The 19,769-nt window shown below is 31.1% G+C and carries 19 protein-coding genes and 1 riboswitch; of the genes, 10 read left to right on the top strand and 9 right to left on the bottom strand.

The window, feature by feature from the left end; all coding sequences use genetic code 11:
- Positions 1-33: 33 nt before the first annotated feature.
- Both trxA and CLCOS_RS10700 read left to right on the top strand, forming a co-directional pair.
- Complete coding sequence (trxA, locus tag CLCOS_RS10705) at positions 34-351, top strand: thioredoxin (protein WP_013240639.1); 318 nt, start codon at positions 34-36, stop codon at positions 349-351.
- A gap of 99 nt (positions 352-450) precedes the next feature.
- Positions 451-1,308, top strand: coding sequence for an NAD(P)/FAD-dependent oxidoreductase (locus CLCOS_RS10700; protein ID WP_013240638.1), 858 nt, complete (start codon positions 451-453; stop codon positions 1,306-1,308).
- Positions 1,309-1,352: 44 nt separating this feature from the next.
- Here CLCOS_RS10700 and CLCOS_RS10695 read toward each other — a convergent pair whose 3' ends face one another.
- Complete coding sequence (locus tag CLCOS_RS10695) at positions 1,353-1,877, bottom strand: cell wall hydrolase (protein ID WP_013240637.1); 525 nt, start codon at positions 1,875-1,877, stop codon at positions 1,353-1,355.
- A gap of 2 nt (positions 1,878-1,879) precedes the next feature.
- Positions 1,880-2,007: riboswitch (cyclic di-AMP (ydaO/yuaA leader) on the bottom strand.
- A gap of 133 nt (positions 2,008-2,140) precedes the next feature.
- On the opposite strand from CLCOS_RS10695, the gene cdaA reads away from it, so the two are divergent.
- The 6 genes from cdaA (at position 2,141) to glmS (ending at position 10,168) form a co-directional block, all read left to right on the top strand.
- Positions 2,141-2,992: a diadenylate cyclase CdaA gene (gene cdaA, locus CLCOS_RS10690; RefSeq protein ID WP_023162482.1), complete on the top strand. Its 852-nt coding sequence runs from the start codon at positions 2,141-2,143 to the stop codon at positions 2,990-2,992.
- Positions 2,959-4,215, top strand: coding sequence for a CdaR family protein (locus tag CLCOS_RS10685; protein ID WP_063599808.1), 1,257 nt, complete (start codon positions 2,959-2,961; stop codon positions 4,213-4,215). Before cdaA ends, CLCOS_RS10685 begins: the two co-directional genes overlap by 34 nt.
- Positions 4,205-5,803, top strand: coding sequence for an NAD(P)/FAD-dependent oxidoreductase (locus CLCOS_RS10680; RefSeq protein ID WP_063599809.1), 1,599 nt, complete (start codon positions 4,205-4,207; stop codon positions 5,801-5,803). Before CLCOS_RS10685 ends, CLCOS_RS10680 begins: the two co-directional genes overlap by 11 nt.
- Before the next feature lie 310 nt (positions 5,804-6,113).
- A complete protein-coding gene (gene glmM / locus CLCOS_RS10675) occupies positions 6,114-7,463 on the top strand; it encodes a phosphoglucosamine mutase (RefSeq protein WP_013240633.1) in 1,350 nt (449 codons plus the stop codon).
- Between the two features lie 128 nt (positions 7,464-7,591).
- A complete protein-coding gene (locus CLCOS_RS10670) occupies positions 7,592-7,786 on the top strand; it encodes a DUF4177 domain-containing protein (RefSeq protein WP_013240632.1) in 195 nt (64 codons plus the stop codon).
- A 555-nt stretch (positions 7,787-8,341) separates the two neighbouring features.
- Positions 8,342-10,168 (top strand): glutamine--fructose-6-phosphate transaminase (isomerizing), encoded by a 1,827-nt coding sequence (glmS, locus tag CLCOS_RS10665; RefSeq protein WP_063599810.1) that lies wholly within the window; start codon positions 8,342-8,344, stop codon positions 10,166-10,168.
- Positions 10,169-10,495: 327 nt separating this feature from the next.
- Here glmS and CLCOS_RS10660 read toward each other — a convergent pair whose 3' ends face one another.
- The 8 genes from CLCOS_RS10660 to menA form a co-directional block, all read right to left on the bottom strand.
- The gene (locus CLCOS_RS10660; protein ID WP_063599811.1) at positions 10,496-10,729 is read right to left on the bottom strand and encodes an SHOCT domain-containing protein; all 234 of its coding nucleotides are present in this window, start codon (positions 10,727-10,729) and stop codon (positions 10,496-10,498) included.
- A gap of 322 nt (positions 10,730-11,051) precedes the next feature.
- Complete coding sequence (locus tag CLCOS_RS10655) at positions 11,052-11,360, bottom strand: hypothetical protein (protein ID WP_063599812.1); 309 nt, start codon at positions 11,358-11,360, stop codon at positions 11,052-11,054.
- Between the two features lie 167 nt (positions 11,361-11,527).
- Positions 11,528-12,922: a 4Fe-4S binding protein gene (locus CLCOS_RS10650; protein ID WP_063599813.1), complete on the bottom strand. Its 1,395-nt coding sequence runs from the start codon at positions 12,920-12,922 to the stop codon at positions 11,528-11,530.
- Positions 12,923-12,940: 18 nt separating this feature from the next.
- The gene (locus CLCOS_RS10645) at positions 12,941-13,477 is read right to left on the bottom strand and encodes a FixH family protein (protein ID WP_063599814.1); all 537 of its coding nucleotides are present in this window, start codon (positions 13,475-13,477) and stop codon (positions 12,941-12,943) included.
- 185 nt (positions 13,478-13,662) lie between these two features.
- Entirely contained in the window at positions 13,663-14,487 is an 825-nt protein-coding gene (locus CLCOS_RS10640; RefSeq protein ID WP_063599815.1) for a polyprenyl synthetase family protein, read from the bottom strand.
- A gap of 232 nt (positions 14,488-14,719) precedes the next feature.
- Complete coding sequence (gene ubiE, locus CLCOS_RS10635) at positions 14,720-15,424, bottom strand: bifunctional demethylmenaquinone methyltransferase/2-methoxy-6-polyprenyl-1,4-benzoquinol methylase UbiE (protein ID WP_063599816.1); 705 nt, start codon at positions 15,422-15,424, stop codon at positions 14,720-14,722.
- A 270-nt stretch (positions 15,425-15,694) separates the two neighbouring features.
- Complete coding sequence (locus tag CLCOS_RS10630; RefSeq protein WP_063599817.1) at positions 15,695-16,315, bottom strand: CPBP family intramembrane glutamic endopeptidase; 621 nt, start codon at positions 16,313-16,315, stop codon at positions 15,695-15,697.
- 15 nt (positions 16,316-16,330) lie between these two features.
- Positions 16,331-17,227 carry a 1,4-dihydroxy-2-naphthoate octaprenyltransferase gene (gene menA / locus CLCOS_RS10625; protein ID WP_063599818.1) on the bottom strand — a complete coding sequence of 299 codons (897 nt, stop codon included), beginning with the start codon at positions 17,225-17,227 and terminating at the stop codon, positions 16,331-16,333.
- Between the two features lie 270 nt (positions 17,228-17,497).
- On the opposite strand from menA, the gene CLCOS_RS10620 reads away from it, so the two are divergent.
- Both CLCOS_RS10620 and CLCOS_RS10615 read left to right on the top strand, forming a co-directional pair.
- Positions 17,498-18,181 (top strand): response regulator transcription factor, encoded by a 684-nt coding sequence (locus CLCOS_RS10620; protein WP_063599819.1) that lies wholly within the window; start codon positions 17,498-17,500, stop codon positions 18,179-18,181.
- The gene (locus CLCOS_RS10615; RefSeq protein WP_063599820.1) at positions 18,181-19,548 is read left to right on the top strand and encodes a sensor histidine kinase; all 1,368 of its coding nucleotides are present in this window, start codon (positions 18,181-18,183) and stop codon (positions 19,546-19,548) included. Before CLCOS_RS10620 ends, CLCOS_RS10615 begins: the two co-directional genes overlap by 1 nt.
- The last annotated feature ends 221 nt before the right edge of the window (positions 19,549-19,769 follow it).

Genomic DNA, 19,769 nt, shown 5'->3' with positions numbered 1-19,769 from the left:
TAATACCCCTATGGGGTATAAGGAGGGCAAATAATGGTAGAGGAAATAAAAGATCAAGATTTTTCACAATCAATTGAAAATGCACCTACTCCTGTAGTTGTAGATTTCTGGGCTTCATGGTGTGGACCATGTAAAATGCTTTCTCCTATAATAGAAGAAGTTTCAGATGAGTTGGGGGAAAAGGCAAAATTCTTTAAGTTAAATGTAGATGAGAATCCTGTTACAGCAGCACAATTTAAAATTGCAAGTATTCCAACTGTAATGGTATTTAAAAACGGAAATATGGTAGATAAATTTGTTGGATTCAGACCAAAGGATGCAATAAAAGATGCTTTGAAAAAACATATATAGTTTAAATTATATTTATTTGTTAAAATGACAAATTGACAATTTAGTTGATTTGTCATTTTAACTATGAAATTAGAAAATAAAAATTGGAGGTGGTATAGCATGGACACTAGATATGATATTGCTATAGTAGGCAGTGGCCCTGCGGGACTGTCAGCAGCAATTAATGCAAAAATAAGAAATAAAAATATAATTGTTTTTGGAAGCAGCGAGCTCAGTGGCAAATTAATAAAAGCACCTAAAATAGATAATTACCTAGGGCTTCCTGGTATAACAGGAATACAGTTAAAAGATAGATTTCAGCAGCATGTGGCAAACATGGGGATAAATATAACTTATGAAAGAATAAATACTATATATGCTATGGGACAATATTTTGGTGTTGCTGTAAATGAAAAAATGTATGAAGCAAGTGCAGTTATATTGGCAACTGGCATTGAATATACAAAAGCATTAAAGGGGGAAGAAGAATTCCTAGGGAGAGGAGTCGGATATTGTGCTACCTGTGACGCGCCTCTTTATAGAGGAAAGGTTGTTACTATAATAGGGTATAATAAAGAAGCTGAAGCAGAAGCCAATTATGTAAATGAACTGTCTAAAAAAACATACTATATACCAATGTATAAAGAAAGCTTAAATTTAAGTGAAAATATAGAAGTAGTAAGAGATAAGGTCGTAGAGATATCTGGAGGAAATAAAGTAGAAAAGGTAATTTTGAAAAGTAAGGAAATAGTTACAGATGGAGTGTTTGTTTTAAAAGATAGCATAGCACCAGATAAATTGGTACCGGGACTTATTATGGAAAATGGACATATAAAAGTAGATATGGATATGAAGACTAATATTGAAGGTTGTTTTGCAGCAGGAGATTGTGTGGGGAGACCTTATCAGTATATGAAAGCCGCAGGACAGGGACAGGTAGCAGCACTAAATGCTGTCTTTTACATTGATAAAAATTAATTAAAAAATCCCCCTCATCTTAAAAAAAGATGAGGGGGATTTTTTTAATTAGCTACAAAAAATACATGATGCCCTATAGTTCTCATATTTCTTTTATCTATGTTTTTCATCCATTGAGATGTGGCTATTTGGGGATTATAAAAGAAAATAGATTTACCTGAAGGATCTATACCTTTTAGAGCCTGAGAAACTGCACTATAACTGCTTTCATTTGGAGATACATTTATAGTACCATTTTTGACACAGGAAAAAGCACCCCTTTGTTTTATAACACCTTCTACTGTCTTTGGAAACTCAGGGTATTTTAATCTGTTTAGTATTACGGAAGCTACTGCTACCTGCCCTTCAAATGGTTCTGAATTGCTTTCAGCATAAACAACTTTAGCCATTAAATCAACATCATTTTGAGTTATATATATCTTTTGATCAGAGTAATTAAACACTTGCACGACTTCTTCTTGACCATTAAATAAATTGGAACTGGTACTGTCTAAATTCTTTGCAGTTACTTTAGAAAAAGGAATAAGTAACAGTAAAGAAAACAGTATTAAACAAAAAATTTTTTTCAATCTAATCCTCTCCTTATTACCGACGGGGTTAGCTGACGGGTTCGGTAAAGGCATAACCTACGTAAATACGATTCACCCCAATGTTACTGGTTTCCCCGCGTTTTTAGTAAAACTTAGGCTAATGATATTGTACCCATATAAAAAAATAAAATACGATAAAAATGTATTTTATTAAAATTTTATAAAATAATTTATTACGTGATATAAACAATATCAAATAGTGTATAATTTAAATATATATTTATTGACAGGTGGTGAGATGGGTGGAATTATTGCAAATGACAGCTAATTCAATAAGAAATATAAGTATATCCTCCGTTATGGATATACTAGTAGTATCATATATACTCTATAAAGGATACATGCTTATAAAAGAAACTAGAGCTGAACAGCTTTTAAAGGGAATTATTCTTATAATATTTCTTATACCAATAAGCAGCTTTTTTAATTTAACTATGCTCAATTGGATACTTACCAAGACTTTGACCATAGGCGTCCTTTCTATTGTTATTATATTTCAACCGGAAATTCGTCGGGCACTGGAGCAGTTAGGAAGAACCGCTTTTAACGATAAGCATATTCTAGAAGACGAAGAGACTATGGAAAAGGTTATAACAGAAATTACAAATTCAGTAGGCAATTTATCTGAAAGCAAAACAGGGGCACTTATTGTAATAGAACAAGTTACTGGACTCGGAGATATAATAAATACCGGTACTAAGATAGATGCTTTGGTATCATCTGCTCTTCTAGAAAACATATTTGTAGTAAATACTCCACTGCATGATGGGGCAACTGTAATAAGAAATAATAGAATAGTTTCAGCAGGATGTTTTTTGCCGCTTACTAGTAATAACGATTTAAACAAAAAGTTAGGCACAAGACATAGGGCTGCAATTGGTATATCAGAGAATTCTGATGCACTTATCATAGTGGTTTCAGAAGAGACTGGTACTATTTCTCTTGCCATGAATGGAAAAATTACAAGGAATTATACAAAGGATAGGTTGAAAAAAGTTCTTATAAATATAATGAAAAATAGATTTCAGAAAAAGAGTACATGGAGAGAGAGGGTGATTGGGTGGAAAGAAAAAATAAAAGGAACCAAATCCTAGTAAAAATATGCTGTGTAATAGCGTCATTTATTCTATGGCTGTACATATTCAACGTAGAAGATCCTATGAGGGAAAGAAAGATTGTGGTACCTGTTACTATAGTGAATAAAGATGCACTTGCTCAATCGAAACTTGTACAAATAGATAATCAATCCGCTAGTATATCTCTTTTAATAAAGGGCAATGCTTCCAATGTATATTCAGTAAAACCATCAGATTTTAAATTACAATCAGATTTAAATGCTTATGTTATGAAAAAAGGGGAAAATAATATACCTGTAGAAGTAAAGAAAAGCCCTGATAACATAAGTATATTAAATAATGAAAATTTGTGGATAAAGGTACAACTTGATGAATTAAAACAGAAAAGTGTGCCTGTAAGAATAGGAGTAGTAGGTAAACCAAAAGAAGGATACTATGCATTAGATCCTGTCTTAAATACAGATAAAGTGGAAATAAGCGGAGCAGCAGATGCGGTAAATAGTGTAAAGTATGCTGCAGCCACATGTGATGTAAAATATGCTGGAAGTGATGTAAATACATCTGTTAAACTTCAGGCTCAGGACTCATTTGGAAATGTGGTAAAGGATGTTACAATAAGTCCCTCTCCTATTAAAGTTACTGTACCAATAGGAAAAGTAAAGACTGTACCTATAAACGTAAAAATTCAAGGAAATACAGGAAATGGATCAGTTCCTAATTCAATAGTAAGTAATCCAGATAAAGTAGATGTATCTGGGGATGAAAATGTAATAAAGGGTATAAGTAGTTTAGATACAGAGCCAGTTGATTTAAGTAAAATTGGTAGTTCAGGTAGTATAGAAGTTAAGTTAGTAGTACCTAAAGGGGTAAAATTAGTTAATAACGCAGGAACGGTAGAATTGAGGGTAAATATAAATAATGAGGCTGCGGCTTCTTCCGATAAAAGTGGCCAAAAGACAATGAATCTTAATATACAGGTTAGAAATTTAAATGCCGGGTATACGGCTAGCTTAGGCAGTAACAGTGTATCTGCAGTATTTAATGGACCTACTAATAATATAAATAGTCTAAATGGAAATAATATAAGTTGTTTTGTGGATGCAAGTTCTCTATCAGAAGGCACTCATACGGTAAATGTAGTTGTATCTATGCCTCAGGGAGTGTCTTTAGTATCACAAGACCCACAAAAAATTAGCATAGAAATTAAGAAAAAAACGTCGGAGGGACAAAATGGCAATTAGAATAAATAATTTAAGCATAAACATAGATGAAAGTATAGATGAATTAAAAAATAAAGCTGCAAAAAAGCTTAAAATAAGTGAGAAGGATATTAAGAAGTTTAAAATACTTCGAGAATCTCTGGATGCCAGAAGGAAAAACAATATAAGGTTTAACTACTCTGTTGAATTAACCTGTGATGGAGAAAGAAAAATTGTATCAAAAATTAGAGATGGGAATATAAAGATAGAAGAAGAGGTAGTAGAAGAAAAATTAGTTTTAGGTACAAAAAAAATGAAATACCGACCTATAGTTGTTGGCATGGGACCTGCAGGTATGTTTGCAGGTCTCTTGCTGGCGGAAAATGGTTATAGGCCAATCATAATAGAACGGGGACAAAAAGTTGAAGATAGAACAAAAACTGTAGATGAATTCTGGAAAAGTGGAAAGTTAAATTTAGAATCCAATATACAGTTTGGAGAAGGTGGAGCAGGGACATTTTCAGATGGAAAATTAACTACCAGGATAAAAGATGAGAGATGCCAATTTATATTGAAAGTTTTTGCAAAGTATGGAGCTCCAGAAGAGATTATTTATAATGGAAAGCCCCATTTGGGAACGGATAATTTGAAAATAATCGTAAAGAATATAAGAAATAGAATACTTGAACTGGGCGGAGATATACTATTTGATAGTAAGTTGGATAATTTAATAATAGAGCATAAAAAATTAAAGGCAGTATTAGTAAATGGAAATGAGATAGGCTGTGACAATTTAATATTAGCTATAGGACATAGTGCAAGAGATACCTATGAAATGATATTAAAAAAAGATGTTGTGGTAGAACCTAAGGCATTTGCTATAGGAGTTAGAGTAGAACATTCCCAGCATATGATAAATGTAAATCAATATGGGAAATTTGCAGACCATCCTAAATTAAAAGCTGCAGATTATAGGCTAGCTTATAATAGTAAAGAGGGAAGAGGAGTCTACAGTTTTTGCATGTGCCCCGGAGGGGAAGTAATTGCGGCAGCTTCAGAGGAAAATAGGCTTGTAACAAATGGAATGAGTTACTATAAAAGAGATTTTGAAAATGCAAATTCTGCAGTAGTTGTAACTGTAGGAGAAAAGGATTTTGAAGGAAATTCCCCTTTAAAAGGAATGGAATTTCAGAGGCATTATGAGAACCTGGCCTATAAGTTAGGAGGAGGCAATTATGCTGCTCCAGTACAGTTAATTAAAGATTTTTTAAATGATACAGTTTCAAATAAAGTTGGAGAAGTAAAACCTACTTACAAACCTGGATATGAATTTAGAGATCTTAGAAAGTGTTTGCCATCCGCTGTTTCATCTGCATTAAAAGAAGGATTTATTGATTTCGAAAAAAAGATAAAAGGGTTTTCTAAAGGGGATGGTGTAATGACAGCCATTGAAAGTAGAACCTCATCTCCAATAAGAATGATGAGAAACAGCAACTTTGAGAGTGTATCTTTAGAAGGGTTATATCCTTGTGGAGAAGGTGCAGGTTTTGCAGGAGGTATAATATCAGCGGCAGTAGATGGATTAAAAACTGCAGAGAGTATAATACAAAAATACAGTCCACTTTTATAAATATAATTAACTCAACTTTTGCATATATACTTGACTTAATATGAAAACTTTGCAAAATAATTTTTCAGAGGACAATTGACAGAGGACAGAGGACAATGAAGGTGAGTTTTCCTCCCTACGTCAGAAAACTAATTTATTTTTAAGCTTGTTTTGCTAAAGCAAAACATCGCTAAAAATTGCGTTGTGGAAAAATTTTTAATGTAATATAATAAAAGATGAATATTTTCAAAGTAAGAGAGGAGCACAGATTTTAGATTTAGTGTGATAACCTATAGAAAAATTAACTTTTAATAAGAGAGGTATTAATAATATGCAGAGAATGTTTGGAACTGATGGAGTAAGAGGAATTGCAAACAAGGAGTTAACTGCAGAACTAGCATATAAATTAGGACGGGCAGGAGCATATGTGCTTACAGAAACGGCACATAAACCAAAGATATTAGTTGGAATGGATACAAGAATATCTGGAGATATGCTAGAAAGTGCCCTGGTTTCGGGTATACTTTCTGTAGGAGCAGAAGCTGTTTGTGTAGGTGTAATACCAACTCCAGCAGTTGCTTATTTGACTAGAAAATATAAAATGGATGCAGGGGTAGTTATATCTGCTTCACACAATCCTGTAGAGTATAATGGAATAAAATTTTTTAATAGTGAGGGATATAAACTCTCAGATGAATTAGAAGATAGGATACAGAAAGTAATTGAAAGTAATTTTAAAGATGTATCTATGCCTATTGGAGCTGAAATTGGAAGAAAGGTAGTGGAAACAGGAGAAGCACTAAAAGACTATGTAGAATTTACAAAATCCACTATAGATATAGATTTAAAAGGATTAAAGGTAGTTTTAGATTGTGCAAATGGAGCATCCTACGTAACTTCTGTGAAGGCTTTTGAGGAATTGGGAGCTGAAGTGAAAGTTATAAATAATGAGCCTGATGGAATAAATATAAATAGAAAATGTGGTTCAACTCACCCTGAAGAACTTATGCAAACTGTAGTAAAAGAAGGTTATGATTTAGGACTTGCCTTTGATGGAGATGCAGATAGATGTCTTGCAGTGGATGAAAAGGGAAATCTCATAAATGGAGATTTTATAATGGCTATAATAGGAAAACATTTAAAAGATGAAGGAAAACTTTATAAAAATGTGGTAGTAGTTACTGTAATGAGTAATCTTGGACTTGATATAGCACTCAAAAAAGAGCAAATGAGTACTGTAAAGACTAAAGTTGGAGACAGGTATGTGCTTGAAGAAATGAAAAAACAAGGCTATAAATTAGGTGGGGAACAGTCAGGTCATATAATTATGCTGGATTACAATACTACAGGAGATGGACTTGTAACAGCACTGCAAATAGCTTCTATAGTAAAAAAGACTGGAAAGAAGTTATCTGAATGTGCTTCTATGATGAAAAATTTACCTCAAGTACTTGCAAATGCTAATGTTCCAAATGATAAAAAGAATATATATGCAGAAGATGAAGAAATAATATCTGAGATAAAGAAGATAGAAGAAAAATTAGATGGTTGTGGAAGAGTGCTTATAAGACCTTCGGGAACGGAACCATTAGTAAGAGTTATGTTAGAAGGTCAAAATCAAAGTGAAATAGATAAAATTGCGCATAAATTGGCTGAACTTATTGAATCAAAAGTGAATTAAAAATATAAAAGTGCACTGTAATTGAATTTAACAGTGCATTTCTTATTTGTAAAAATTAAATGTTTTAAATATATTAGAAATTGGACACTCTAATAATTGAGATATAAATTATTAGAGGAGTGAGTCCAATGTCGTGGCAATATAGAATATTTACAGTGGAGCGTTTTTTAAATTCAACTGATAATTTAAACTTAGAAGAAAAATTAAATAAGTATGGTAAGGAAGATTGGGAACTTACAGGAGTTTTACAAAGACATTATGCTACACTTGGAAATCAAGATAAATTAGAAGATGATTTAATAGTGTTTAAAAAACACAGTTAAAAAAAGCCGCCTTTAAAGTAAAATTTAAAGGCGGCTTATTATATATTTACAATTTTGAGGGTATATAGCACATTTCAATCTCAATTCCATAATATGAAAATAAGAACAAAAAGTTAATTTTAGCTATCTAGTTGACATAAAATAAGATTAAAGAATATAATAGATTGACAGGTTTTTAATACTGTTATATTTTAAAAAGAAGGTGGTTGAATTTAAGAAAAATGTGAATATAAAGCGCCAGAGCTCAAGGCTTAACTTAAACAACACTTTGAGCTGACGAGGATGGGGAGTATCGAATCTTCGGCGGGTGCCCCACGGTATCGCACTACCGTTAACAACTGATAAAACCAGGAAGTGATTTCTGATACAACATCAGTTTGGTGTTAAAACCTTTAATAGGAATCAAAATATATGATTCCAAAAATATATTTACCTGTAAAATTTTAATAACAATGCAGGTTTTATTTGCTTATGAAATTTTTTATCAATAAAGTTGCAGTGTTTTATAGGTAGATTATAATTTATTATATTAAAATGTGAAAGGAAGAATTGATTATGTGCGGAATTGTTGGATTTGTTGGAAAGAAACAAGCATCATCTATTTTGGTTGAAGGATTGAGTAAACTTGAGTACAGAGGTTATGACTCTGCAGGTGTTGCCATAATAGATAATGATCATATCAATGTAGTAAAATGTAAAGGAAGGCTTAAAAACCTTGAAAATAAATTGTCAGAACATCCTCTAAAAGGAATAGTAGGTATAGGTCACACAAGGTGGGCAACTCATGGAAAACCATCTGATTTAAATGCTCATCCCCATAACAGCCAGGATGGAACTATAAGCGTAGTTCACAATGGTATAATAGAAAATTATGTACAACTTAGAGAATGGCTCACTTCAAAGGGATACAAATTCGTATCTGAAACTGATACTGAAGTTATTCCACAGCTCATAGAATATTTTTACAAAGGTGATATAGTTGAAGCAGTTATGCGTGCAATATCTAAGATAAAGGGAAGTTATGCTGTAGGAGTTATCTGTTCAAAAGAACCTGGAAAATTAGTAGCAGTAAGAAAGGACAGCCCTCTTATAGTAGGACTTGGAAAAGATGAGTATTATATAGCATCAGATATACCTGCTGTATTAAATCATACTAGAGATATATACCTTTTAAATGACAATGAATTTGTTGTCATAACTAAAGATGGTGTAAAACTTTTATCAGAAGATAAAAAGGAAATAAAGAGGGATGTATACCACGTTACATGGAGTGCAAATGCAGCTGAAAAGGGTGGATTTGATCATTTCATGATGAAGGAAATACACGAACAGCCAAAGGCAATCAAAGATACAATGACATCAAGAATTATGCCTGGAAAGCCTATAACGTTAGATGATATAAAGATAACTAAAGAGCAAATTAAAAATATAAATAAAATATATATAGTAGCTTGTGGAACTGCTTACCATGCAGGAATAGTTGGAAAATATGTAATAGAAAAATTGGTTAGAATGCCTGTAGAAGTAGATATTGCTTCAGAGTTTAGATATAGAAATCCTATAATAGACGAAAAAACACTTATGATAATTATAAGCCAGTCTGGAGAAACAGCAGATACTTTAGCAGCTTTGAGAGAAGCAAAAGCACAAGGTGCTAGAGTAATAGCTGTAACAAATGTAGTAGGAAGTTCTGTATCCAGAGAAGCAGATGACGTGCTTTATACTTGGGCTGGACCTGAAATAGCAGTTGCATCCACAAAAGCTTATGTAACCCAGCTTATTGCAATGTATATAATTGCATTGTTCTTTGCACAGCACAAGGGAACTATAAGTGAAGAAAAGATGGAAGAAATAAAAAAGGATATGCTTACACTTCCTATTAAGGCAGAAAAAGTTCTTTCAAATAAGGACATTATACAGGAAGCCGCAGAAAAGATTTATAAAGAGCAGGATGTATTTTTCCTTGGAAGAGGATTGGATTATGCCGTTGCATTAGAAGGTTCTTTAAAGCTTAAAGAAATATCTTATATTCATTCTGAAGCTTATGCTGGTGGAGAATTAAAGCATGGACCTATAGCTCTTATTGAGGACGGAACTGTAGTAATTGTAGGAGCTACTCAAGGACGTTTGGTTGAGAAGATGATAAGTAATATTAAGGAAGTAACTACAAGGGGAGCTAACGTATTGGCTTTTGCTTTTGAAGGCAGTGACGAAGTTAGCAAAGCAGTTGATTCTATAATATATCTTCCAAAGGTAAATGATATATTTGCACCAGTGCTTTCCGTAATTCCTCTGCAGCTTTTAGCATATTATATTTCTATAAAGAAAGGCTGTGACGTGGATAAGCCTAGGAACTTGGCCAAATCAGTTACGGTAGAATAGATAATTAGGTAGAGAAAAAAATATTGAGACTATACATTCTCATTTTATAGAATGTATGGTTTCTTTTGTTTTTTAAAAGTGTGAAAAATGGCTAAAAGGTTCTGTGACCTTATAAAATTTAACTCTTATTAAGGTAATAAATATAATATATTATTTTGTAACATTGAATGACTTTAAATTAATATAATCTCTTTAATCCTCATTATTAAGTCATTTTAAATGTTACAAAGGCACAAGGAAATCCGATAAGCAATAAATGTGTTATATCAGACTTCCTATTTTATGATGTTCTAATTTACGAGCGATCATGATTTTGTTTGTATATAACTATTTATCAATATCATATTTTTCAGTTAATATTTGCCTTTTTCTTTTATATTCCTCTTCACTTATTTCACCAGATGCTAATTTTTCATTCAGTATTTCAATTGGTTTTCTATCATGTCGGTAATCTTTTCTACCATTAAATGATATAATGAAAAATACTAATATAGCGATTATAAGTAAAAAACATACAATCATCATAGGCATCATTCCCCATCCCCAATATCCATGCATCATATTAATCTCTCCTCCTAAAATTCTTATTCAATCTATATATTTATTCTTACAAATAAAATACTTTACTATACTTGCTTTACTAATTGTTCAATTTAGTACATATTTACTAAGAATTCCAAATTAAATACCTCTTTTCAATATTAAAAACATGTTGAATTTCTTAATTTTTATTATTTGTGTATAGTATATAGTAGAGTTATGTAGATAAAATGAAGATTTATTAACTTACCTTAAAATTTATTTACTAGGCTTTTCAGCTGTGAAAATAAGGCTGGTTAAGTCAAGAATTAAGAAGGTTTGAGATAAATTTGATAAGATATTATTAAGCTGTGATACCTTTAACTCCAAATGTAGGTTTCATAAAAGGTATCTTTACTTTCTGATAAATATTTATATCTTCAGCAATCTTTAAATCTTTTAAAATAAATACTTTAATATCAGTATATTTATAAATATCATATAACTCTTTGTCTATTATTTCAGTTTCAAATAAAGCTTTAATTTTAACAGTTTTCACATGATTATGAATGTTACCACAATCGCAATCTATTTCTGTATTTTTAATTAATACTACAAAACATAGACTTTTACTCTGAGCATAATTCAAAGCCTTGTTACCAATTTTTATCATAACATATCATCCCCAAACTAATTTTATAATGAATTAATACCTCTTATTTATGCTGTTATAAATAATAAAAACTACTGAGGTAATAACTTAATCATATTTTACAAAATTAATATGTAGATTTTATGAAGAAAATGCTATCAGAAAAATGTTTTCTGATAGCATTTAAGTTACATACGCATTGCCATTGGAAGCATGAATAGTATTATGTTTATAATACCTAATATCAGTATTAAAATGCCATATACTATTGAAGTCCCTAGGGACTTACTACTCTTACCACCATAATTACTTTTAGCAAGTCTATATGCAGTGTATATTGAACCTATAGTTCCAAGAACAATTAGGATATATTGAAGAGTTTGTATTGTTGGAGTATCCAATATTGCTGTTGAACCTTGCATTTCAATTCCAAATAACCCCACAAAAGTATAAAAAATTGATTTCCCTTCTGCTAGTAGGTGGAAAAGGTTATGGGCTATATGAGCCGCCATATCTAGTGGTATAATAGCATATCCGAACTTAGCAAAGTTTTGTTTCACAGAATCTCCGTTAAACTTTTTAGCAATTAGCCCTGTTGTTGCTAACATTACTATAGGAATTAACATTGCTATAGTAAAGGTTATAGTGAAGGTTACATAATAGCTATCTGTACCAGCAGTTTTTTCAAGCCAATTTAATATAGGCTCCCATATATTAAGCATAGTGATGTTCTGCACAAATACTATACCCATAATTACAATAGCAAGAAATGACTCTTCAAGTTTAGGTTTACGGATAAACCACAATTCTCTAGTAGGTACACGTCTTGATATTTTAATAGAGTTATTTGGACAACTCTTCACACAGTTTCCACAGAAATTACACTCTGCATTAGTATCCATGATTCTCGGAAATTCAAACATAGGACATCCTGCTGCTTTATTACTTCCTTTGTAACAAGCAGCAACATTACATTTAGCACATTTTTCAGGAGTAGCTCTAAGTTCCATCATACCTGCTCTAGTATAGTTAGCAGACAATCCTCCTAAAAAGCAAACATATCTACACCAAGTTCTACGTTCAAATATAGCACCGGAAGCAATTACACCTAGAGTAATCAATAAGAGAAGGTTACCAGAACCTCTTGGTGATTCAACAACACCAAAAATATGATCGCTCCACGTGATTAAGATGAATATTGCATCAATAATCCAAATTCCATATTTTTTTAGAAATTTAGGTACAGGACGATTATTACCAACAAATTTTTGAACTAAGTCATTAAGTGTCCCAAAAGGACAGATTGTACACCAAAATCTACCTAATAATAACATTATAATTGGCAGTAGAGGCCACCATAATACCCAAGTGGCAGCGGTGCCAAAGTTATCATGGGCACTTGTAGAACCGAATAAAAGTTGATAAACTATAAATGCAAATACTATTGCTACTGGCCATTGAAAAACACCAGGATACCATTTACTCTTCATAAAGCTTGCAAATTTTTTGTTGTCTAAAAGGTTTTTATCATCTGATGAGTATGCTTTTTCTTCATCAATTTTAGTTTTCTTTTTTTCTGACACAAAATATTACCTCACTTTCTATGATTTTACGGCCTTCTTATTTTTCTTTGATATCCCGGCAGTTATTATAATTAAGGCAGCTACTACTAAAAAGCCTCCAACGACAAACCAGTTAGGTCCAGAACTTGTTACATCAACATCAAAATCAGCCATCTTGTCTCCAGCATTTGTCATAAAGCTTGTTTTAATTTTCCATGTACCTTTATCACTAAGTTTTACAGTTCCAACATATTGGCCATCCTCATGACCCTTTTTGAATTGGATAGTTTCAGCCTTAGAGTCACCCATATTCATATCACCCATACTGCCTTTATCCATTTCTGTAGATACTTTTACATCAGCGTTATTTATTGGCTTGTCCTTATCATCAGATAGTTTTAATGTTAACTCATTATCACCAGTTTTAGCCTTATCTCCTGTTAGCATAAGAGTTGCTTTAACTCCATCAATGTTTTTTTCTATCATTTTTCCGTTACCATCAGCTAATACTGATGTTGATAAAGTTAGAACTAGAGCTGAAATAATTGATAGTTTTTTAATTAGTTTGTTTTTCATTTTGAATACCTTCCTTTACAATTAGTTTAATGTTTTTGCGTTTTAGGGCTGCTAACATTAACAAAATTATGTCACCGTTTTTATATTAGAATTTTTATTAAAAAGCTTGACTAACTTAGGTAAAATAAATCTATCAAGGCCAAATATATAGGCATTTGCTCCAGCAGCCATAAGTAGAATAGTCACTATAATGTATTCTCTACCTTAGGACTATAAAAATCTAAAACATAGTCTACTAACATTATTAAGCTTTGTTTGTATGCTGAGTCTTTTAAATTTTCAATAGAAGCTTTGGCATTATATGCAAATTCAAATCCCTCTTCAATAGTTACATTTTTCATTGCAACGGGATCCTCATCGATATAATCATCCAGTATTTGATATGCCATACCAAGGTTTTCACCGTATTTAGAAAGCATATTAGACTCTTCGTAAGGGGCATAAGCTATGCTGCCACCAAGCCTACAACAAGCGCTCATGAAAGATGCTGTTTTTCCTAAGATGATTTTAAAATAGGTTTCACGATCGGGAGAGGGATTGTTAGCATTTAATATTTCAGCTACAGACATTGATTCAGTAACTCTGCCCATTACCTGCGCAAATTCTCTTGGCAGAGTATCTGAGAAAATAGTAAAGGCTCTTGAGTACAAAGCATCACCAGCAAGCACTGCTATCTTATTTCCAAAGGTCTTATTTAAGGTTTTCTGACCACGTCTTAGTAAGTCACCATCTATGATATCATCATGAATTAGACTAGCGCTGTGAATAAGCTCTAAGCCTATTGATAACTGAATTAAGTTGTGTTTTGCAGATGAAGTAAGCTCGCTACTAATAGCACCTGCAGATAAAAATGTTAATGTAGGTCTTAGTCTTTTACCTGGAATTGAAAAAAAGTAGGTAAAAATATCTTGTGTAATAGTAGAATCTAATTTTGATGCAATATTTTTTAACTCTGACTCAAGTTGATTAAGTTCTTTTATTATTGGAATTGAAATTCCATTGAAGCTCATTTTTTGACCTCCTGTATATTTTAATTAAGTAAGTTAATGGATAATTAATTTTTTTATATCTTATTTACAATTGTTATTATAGAAATTTGCTGTGAAGAAAATATGAAGATATACTTTAAAATTAAAAAAACTATTAAATAAGTTAAAACCCGAATTTAGTCATGAATGTTATAACTAAATTCGGGTTTTTAATCTAACTACAAGTCAATTTAATATAATATTTCTATAGAATCTATTTTTTGACTCCATAATGAACTGAAGCAATTCCACCAGTTAAAGATGTATATCCAGTACTTATAAAACCAGCAGCATCAAATAAAAGCTTTAATTTCTTTTTAGAAGTAAAGTTTTTTACAGAATTCATAAGATAGGTATATGCTCCTTTGTCTTTTGTACCTATGTAACCAATAGTAGGTAGAACAAAAGTCAAATATGCTGAATGAAGCTCTTTAAGAATAGGAAGTTCTGGACTGGATAGCTCAAGGCAGACTAATTTTCCTCCAGGCTTCAAGACTCTATACATTTCTGATAGAGCTCTATTTTTATCCTTAATATTTCTAAGACCAAAGGCGATTGTTACACAGTGAAAACTGTTATCTTCAAAAGGTAATTCTAAAACGTTACCTTTTATTAATTTAAAATTATAAGCCTTTATGTTTTGGTTAAGTCTTTTATATCCAACATCAATCATTTCTTGATTGAAATCAAGTCCTATAACTTCAGTATTTTTCCCTACTTTCCTGCAGGCATAATTAATCATCTGTCCTGTACCACAGCATAAATCTAAAACTGTGCTATCGACTTTTAGATCACACACTCTTATAGCTTTTTTTCTCCAGAGTTTATCTATGTTAAAGGTTAGAATTGAATTCAATATATCATACTTTTTTGCGATAGATGAGAAAATGTTTTGTACTTCTAAGGAATTGCTCACCATGTCCAGTATACCTTCTTTCTTAATTAAATTTATTATATTCTACGATTATTTTTTAAGGAGAGACTGTTTAATATGTTTATGAGTTCCTTGTTTTTCTTTGTTATCTTCATGACAATTCATAATATATACCTCCAAATTACTTTTTCTAAATTTATAAAATAATTTTTATTTTATTTGAATTATACAGCCTACATATAAAGAAGTTGTGAAGAAATTAAAAAACTATAAAAATTAATTATTGGGATATTGTCCTATATATAGTTAAAAAAATTACATTAGTGGAAGTAAAACGAATATTGTTAAATCCCAAATAGCGTGGGAGATAATTACTGGTATCAAACTCTTCTCTTTTTTATAAAGCCATCCCCAGAATAATCCACATACCAAAGCTGCTATAATTAGCATAAAGTTGCCTGTAACAATATGGACAGCTGCATATAATAAAACTGAAAATAAATATCCTTTGTTTTCTCCAAATTCTTTACCTAAAGTATTTTGTATAAAGCCTCTCCAGTATAGTTCTTCACCTGGACCAATTATAAAAAATAGCAGCAATCCTATTAGTGCTAAGTTAGCATTTAATTTATTACTATAAACTGATGAAATTTGAGCATCCTTAAATGGAAATAAGTATCCTGATATAATATTTCCTGCATAAAATACTCCATATAATACTATAGCTGAGACTACTCCAATTAGAATATATCTTCCCTTTATTTTCCCAAAGTGGAATATATCTCTATCAACAAAGAATGCCATTAATATTAATAGTAATATCGATCCACTCATTTCTATCCAAAAGTTAAAGGGCTTTATAACAAACATTAGATACCATAAGATTGCTGCTGCAAACAATGTAAAAGTTAAATATTTATAGTTTTTATTGTTCAAGAGTAATACCTCCGTTTATCTTATATAAGAAAATAGTATTGAAATAATAATAATAACGCCAAATTGTCCCTGTAGTTTTGCTGTTTCCTGATCAAGGGTAGCGAGTTTAGAATTAGATCTATTAGAAATACGCAATTTATTGATATTTTTCAATGCTGTTGGCAATGTAATTAGACAAAGTAAACTCCAAATAGGGGTAACTCTGTAATAAGTCATAGCTAAAACAGAAATATAGGATAAATAAACTAAACCATAATAAATATAGCAGGCATTAGTTCTTCCAGTCATTATAGATAGAGTTTTTATTCCAGCTTTTTTATCATGATAAATATCCCTAATATCATTTGCGTGTAAAATAGCTGTAGTTAAAAGCCCGATTGGTATAGATAACAGAAGTACGTTTATATTAATTCTCTGAACTTGAACAAAGTATCCACCGAGCGTCATTAGGGGACCAAAGATCATAAATATTAAAGGGGCACCTAAACCTCTGTATTTTAGCATAAGTGGCTTTCCGGTATAAAAATAACCACTTAAAGCTCCTATAGTACCTAGAATTAGAATAAAAATCCCTTTTTGAAAAGCTAAAAATAGTCCTAGTATACATCCTAAGGCTAAAGCTAAGCGTCCTCCTTTAAGAAGTTCTTCAGAAGTCAATAAATTTTCAAAAATAATACCACTAGAAGATCCAGACTCCTTGGTATCAACTTTGTTAATAAAATCATCATAGTCATTAATCATATTTGATGAGGCTTGTAAAAGTACAGCAGCTAATAAGGAAATTAGGTAGTATATAAACTGAAATTTTGATTCCTTTGCAGCAAATATAGCACCTACTGTAACTGGAATTATAGAAGCAGTTAATGAAAAAGGCCTTGCAGCCATTAACCATATTTTAAATTTTTGTTTCATCACTTGTCCTCCTAAATATATTTGTAACTATTAATTTTATAGTACTTTTAAAAAGCAGTCGATTTAAATTTTTGCTTTATACATACTATAAATTAACGATGTGAAGATTTTATAAAGATTCCTAGGGGCAATTTTGGAGTGCAGCTAAATAAGAGATTACTATAGATTTTATATAATTCTACAATCTACATATAATCTTTATAAAATTAAGCTATTATGAGAGTTAATAATAGAATTAGTTTTTTACAATACAAAATTGAGGTGAGTAACATGAATAAAATTTTAATAGTAGAAGATGAGGAAAAGGTATCTAATATTCAAAAGGCATATTTAGAAAAGGAAGGTTATGAAGTATATACATCAACAACTGGACTAAAAGCTTTAGAACTCTTTGATTCAATTGAATTTAGCTTAATAATACTTGATCTAATGCTGCCGGATATTCAAGGAGAGGAAATATGTAAAATTATAAGAGATAAGTCTGATGTGCATATATTTATGGTTACTGCTAAATCTGCATTAGAAGACAGAATAGAGGGGCTTAATACAGGTGCAGATGAGTATTTAGTTAAACCTTTTAGTCCAAGAGAACTGGTTGCCAGAGTTAATTCTTTATTCAGAAGGTTAGGGGCAAATAACATTTCAGTTTTATCTTTAGATAATGGAAATATCCAAATTTATAAAGATAGTAGAATTGTAAAAGTTAGAGGACAAGAAATATCCCTTACCCCTAATGAATTTGATATTTTATATGTTCTTGCAATAAATAAAGGAAAAGTTCTTACTAGAGAACAATTAATAGATAGGGTTTTTGGTATGGATTTTGAGGGGTTTGACAGGACTGTAGATGTTCATATAAAAAACATAAGGAAAAAAATAGAAGAAGACAGTAAAAGTCCTAAGTATATTTTGACAGTTACTAGACTAGGATATAAGTTTGGTGGTGACAATTGATGTATAGTATTAGGCGAAAGCTAAGCATTATAATTTTAGCTTGTTCTATATTAGCTGTAGTATTAACTGCTATCTTTGTAAATATCACAATAAATAATAAATTTAGTGAATATATGGTGAACAACCAGAATAAAAGAAATGATAGAATAGTACAGTATTTCCAAGAGGTTTATAAAAGAGATAAAAAATGGACAGCAGCTTCAGGAAGTGAAATGAAGCATGAGGCATATATGAGCAATTACTGCATAACTCTTTTAGATTCAAATAAAAAGTTGGTTTGGATGATGGATCCAAATGATATTAAAGAAAAAGAACATTTTAAATCCTTAGATGGTAAAAGTGGAGTTTTTACTACAAATAGTTTCCCAATTAAATATAATGGTGATGTTGTTGGATATGTACAGATAGGTCAATATTCTTCAGTGTTACTATCTGCTGATGATGTAAATTTTAAATTATCCATTAACAAAGGAATTATTGCTAGTATTTTTTTAAGTCTTCTTATTGTAATAATTATCAGCCTGTATATTTCAAAGCAGTTTTCAGTACCAATTAGAGAAGTATCAAATGTATCAGTAAAGCTATCTAATGGAGATTATAATTCTAAAACTAATGTAGATACAGACATATTAGAGATTGAAAAGCTTAAAAGCAGTATAAATACGTTAGGAGAAAAACTTAATCATCAAGATTTATTAAGAAAAAGGCTAGTTTCTGATATATCACATGAAATAAGAACTCCACTTAATGTTCTTCAAAATAACTTAGAAGCCATGATTGACGGAATTTTTCCGGTAAATACAGAACAGTTAATAGGTTTAAATGATGAAGTTATCAGGTTTGGAAAGCTTTTAAATAACCTAAATACCCTAAAAGAATTTGAATCAGAGACAATTTCTGTTAATAAAGAGAAGATCTTATTAGATGAATTGTTATCTGCAGTATGTGATGGCTTTTCAATTGCATTAAAAGAGAAAAGTATAGAGTTAGTGTATAATATAAGACCGGATAAGGACTATAGTATAGTAGGTGATGCAGACAAATTAAAACAGGTATTTATTAATCTTTTATCTAACGCAGTAAAATTTTCAGATTATGGAGGAAAAGTTTGGGTTAATTTAACTAGAGATAAAGAAAGTATTGTTGTTAGTATAAGAGACAATGGAATTGGAATTAGCAAAGAAGATTTACCTTTTATATTTGAAAGGCTGTATAGGGGAGATAAAAGCAGAAATAAAATTGAAGGAAGCGGAATCGGATTAACCATAGTAAAGGATATTTTAACTCTACATTCAGCTTCTATTGAAGCTCAAAGTGAAGTAGGCAAAGGATCCATATTTACGATACGATTTAAAAATAATGTTTAGTATTAATTGATTGGGATATACTGAAGTTGTAATGCTAACTAAATTTATAAAGCAATCTGGTAATATGTCAAGATAGTTTTTTTAAAGATTTCGATATGTTTTTCTTAAAAAAGGGCGCACAAAATAGACGTTCGAATTTTTTGACAAAAAATCGAATGTTAGTTCGTCTTGATATGAAATTCGGTGTCTAATTTTTCACCGGTGTACAGTTGGTTTTTGAC

This window comes from Clostridium coskatii, from assembly GCF_001675205.1.
Taxonomy (GTDB): domain Bacteria; phylum Bacillota; class Clostridia; order Clostridiales; family Clostridiaceae; genus Clostridium_B; species Clostridium_B ljungdahlii.
Note: the sequence above shows the minus strand (reverse complement) of the source record. Positions and strands in the feature narration are given on the sequence as shown.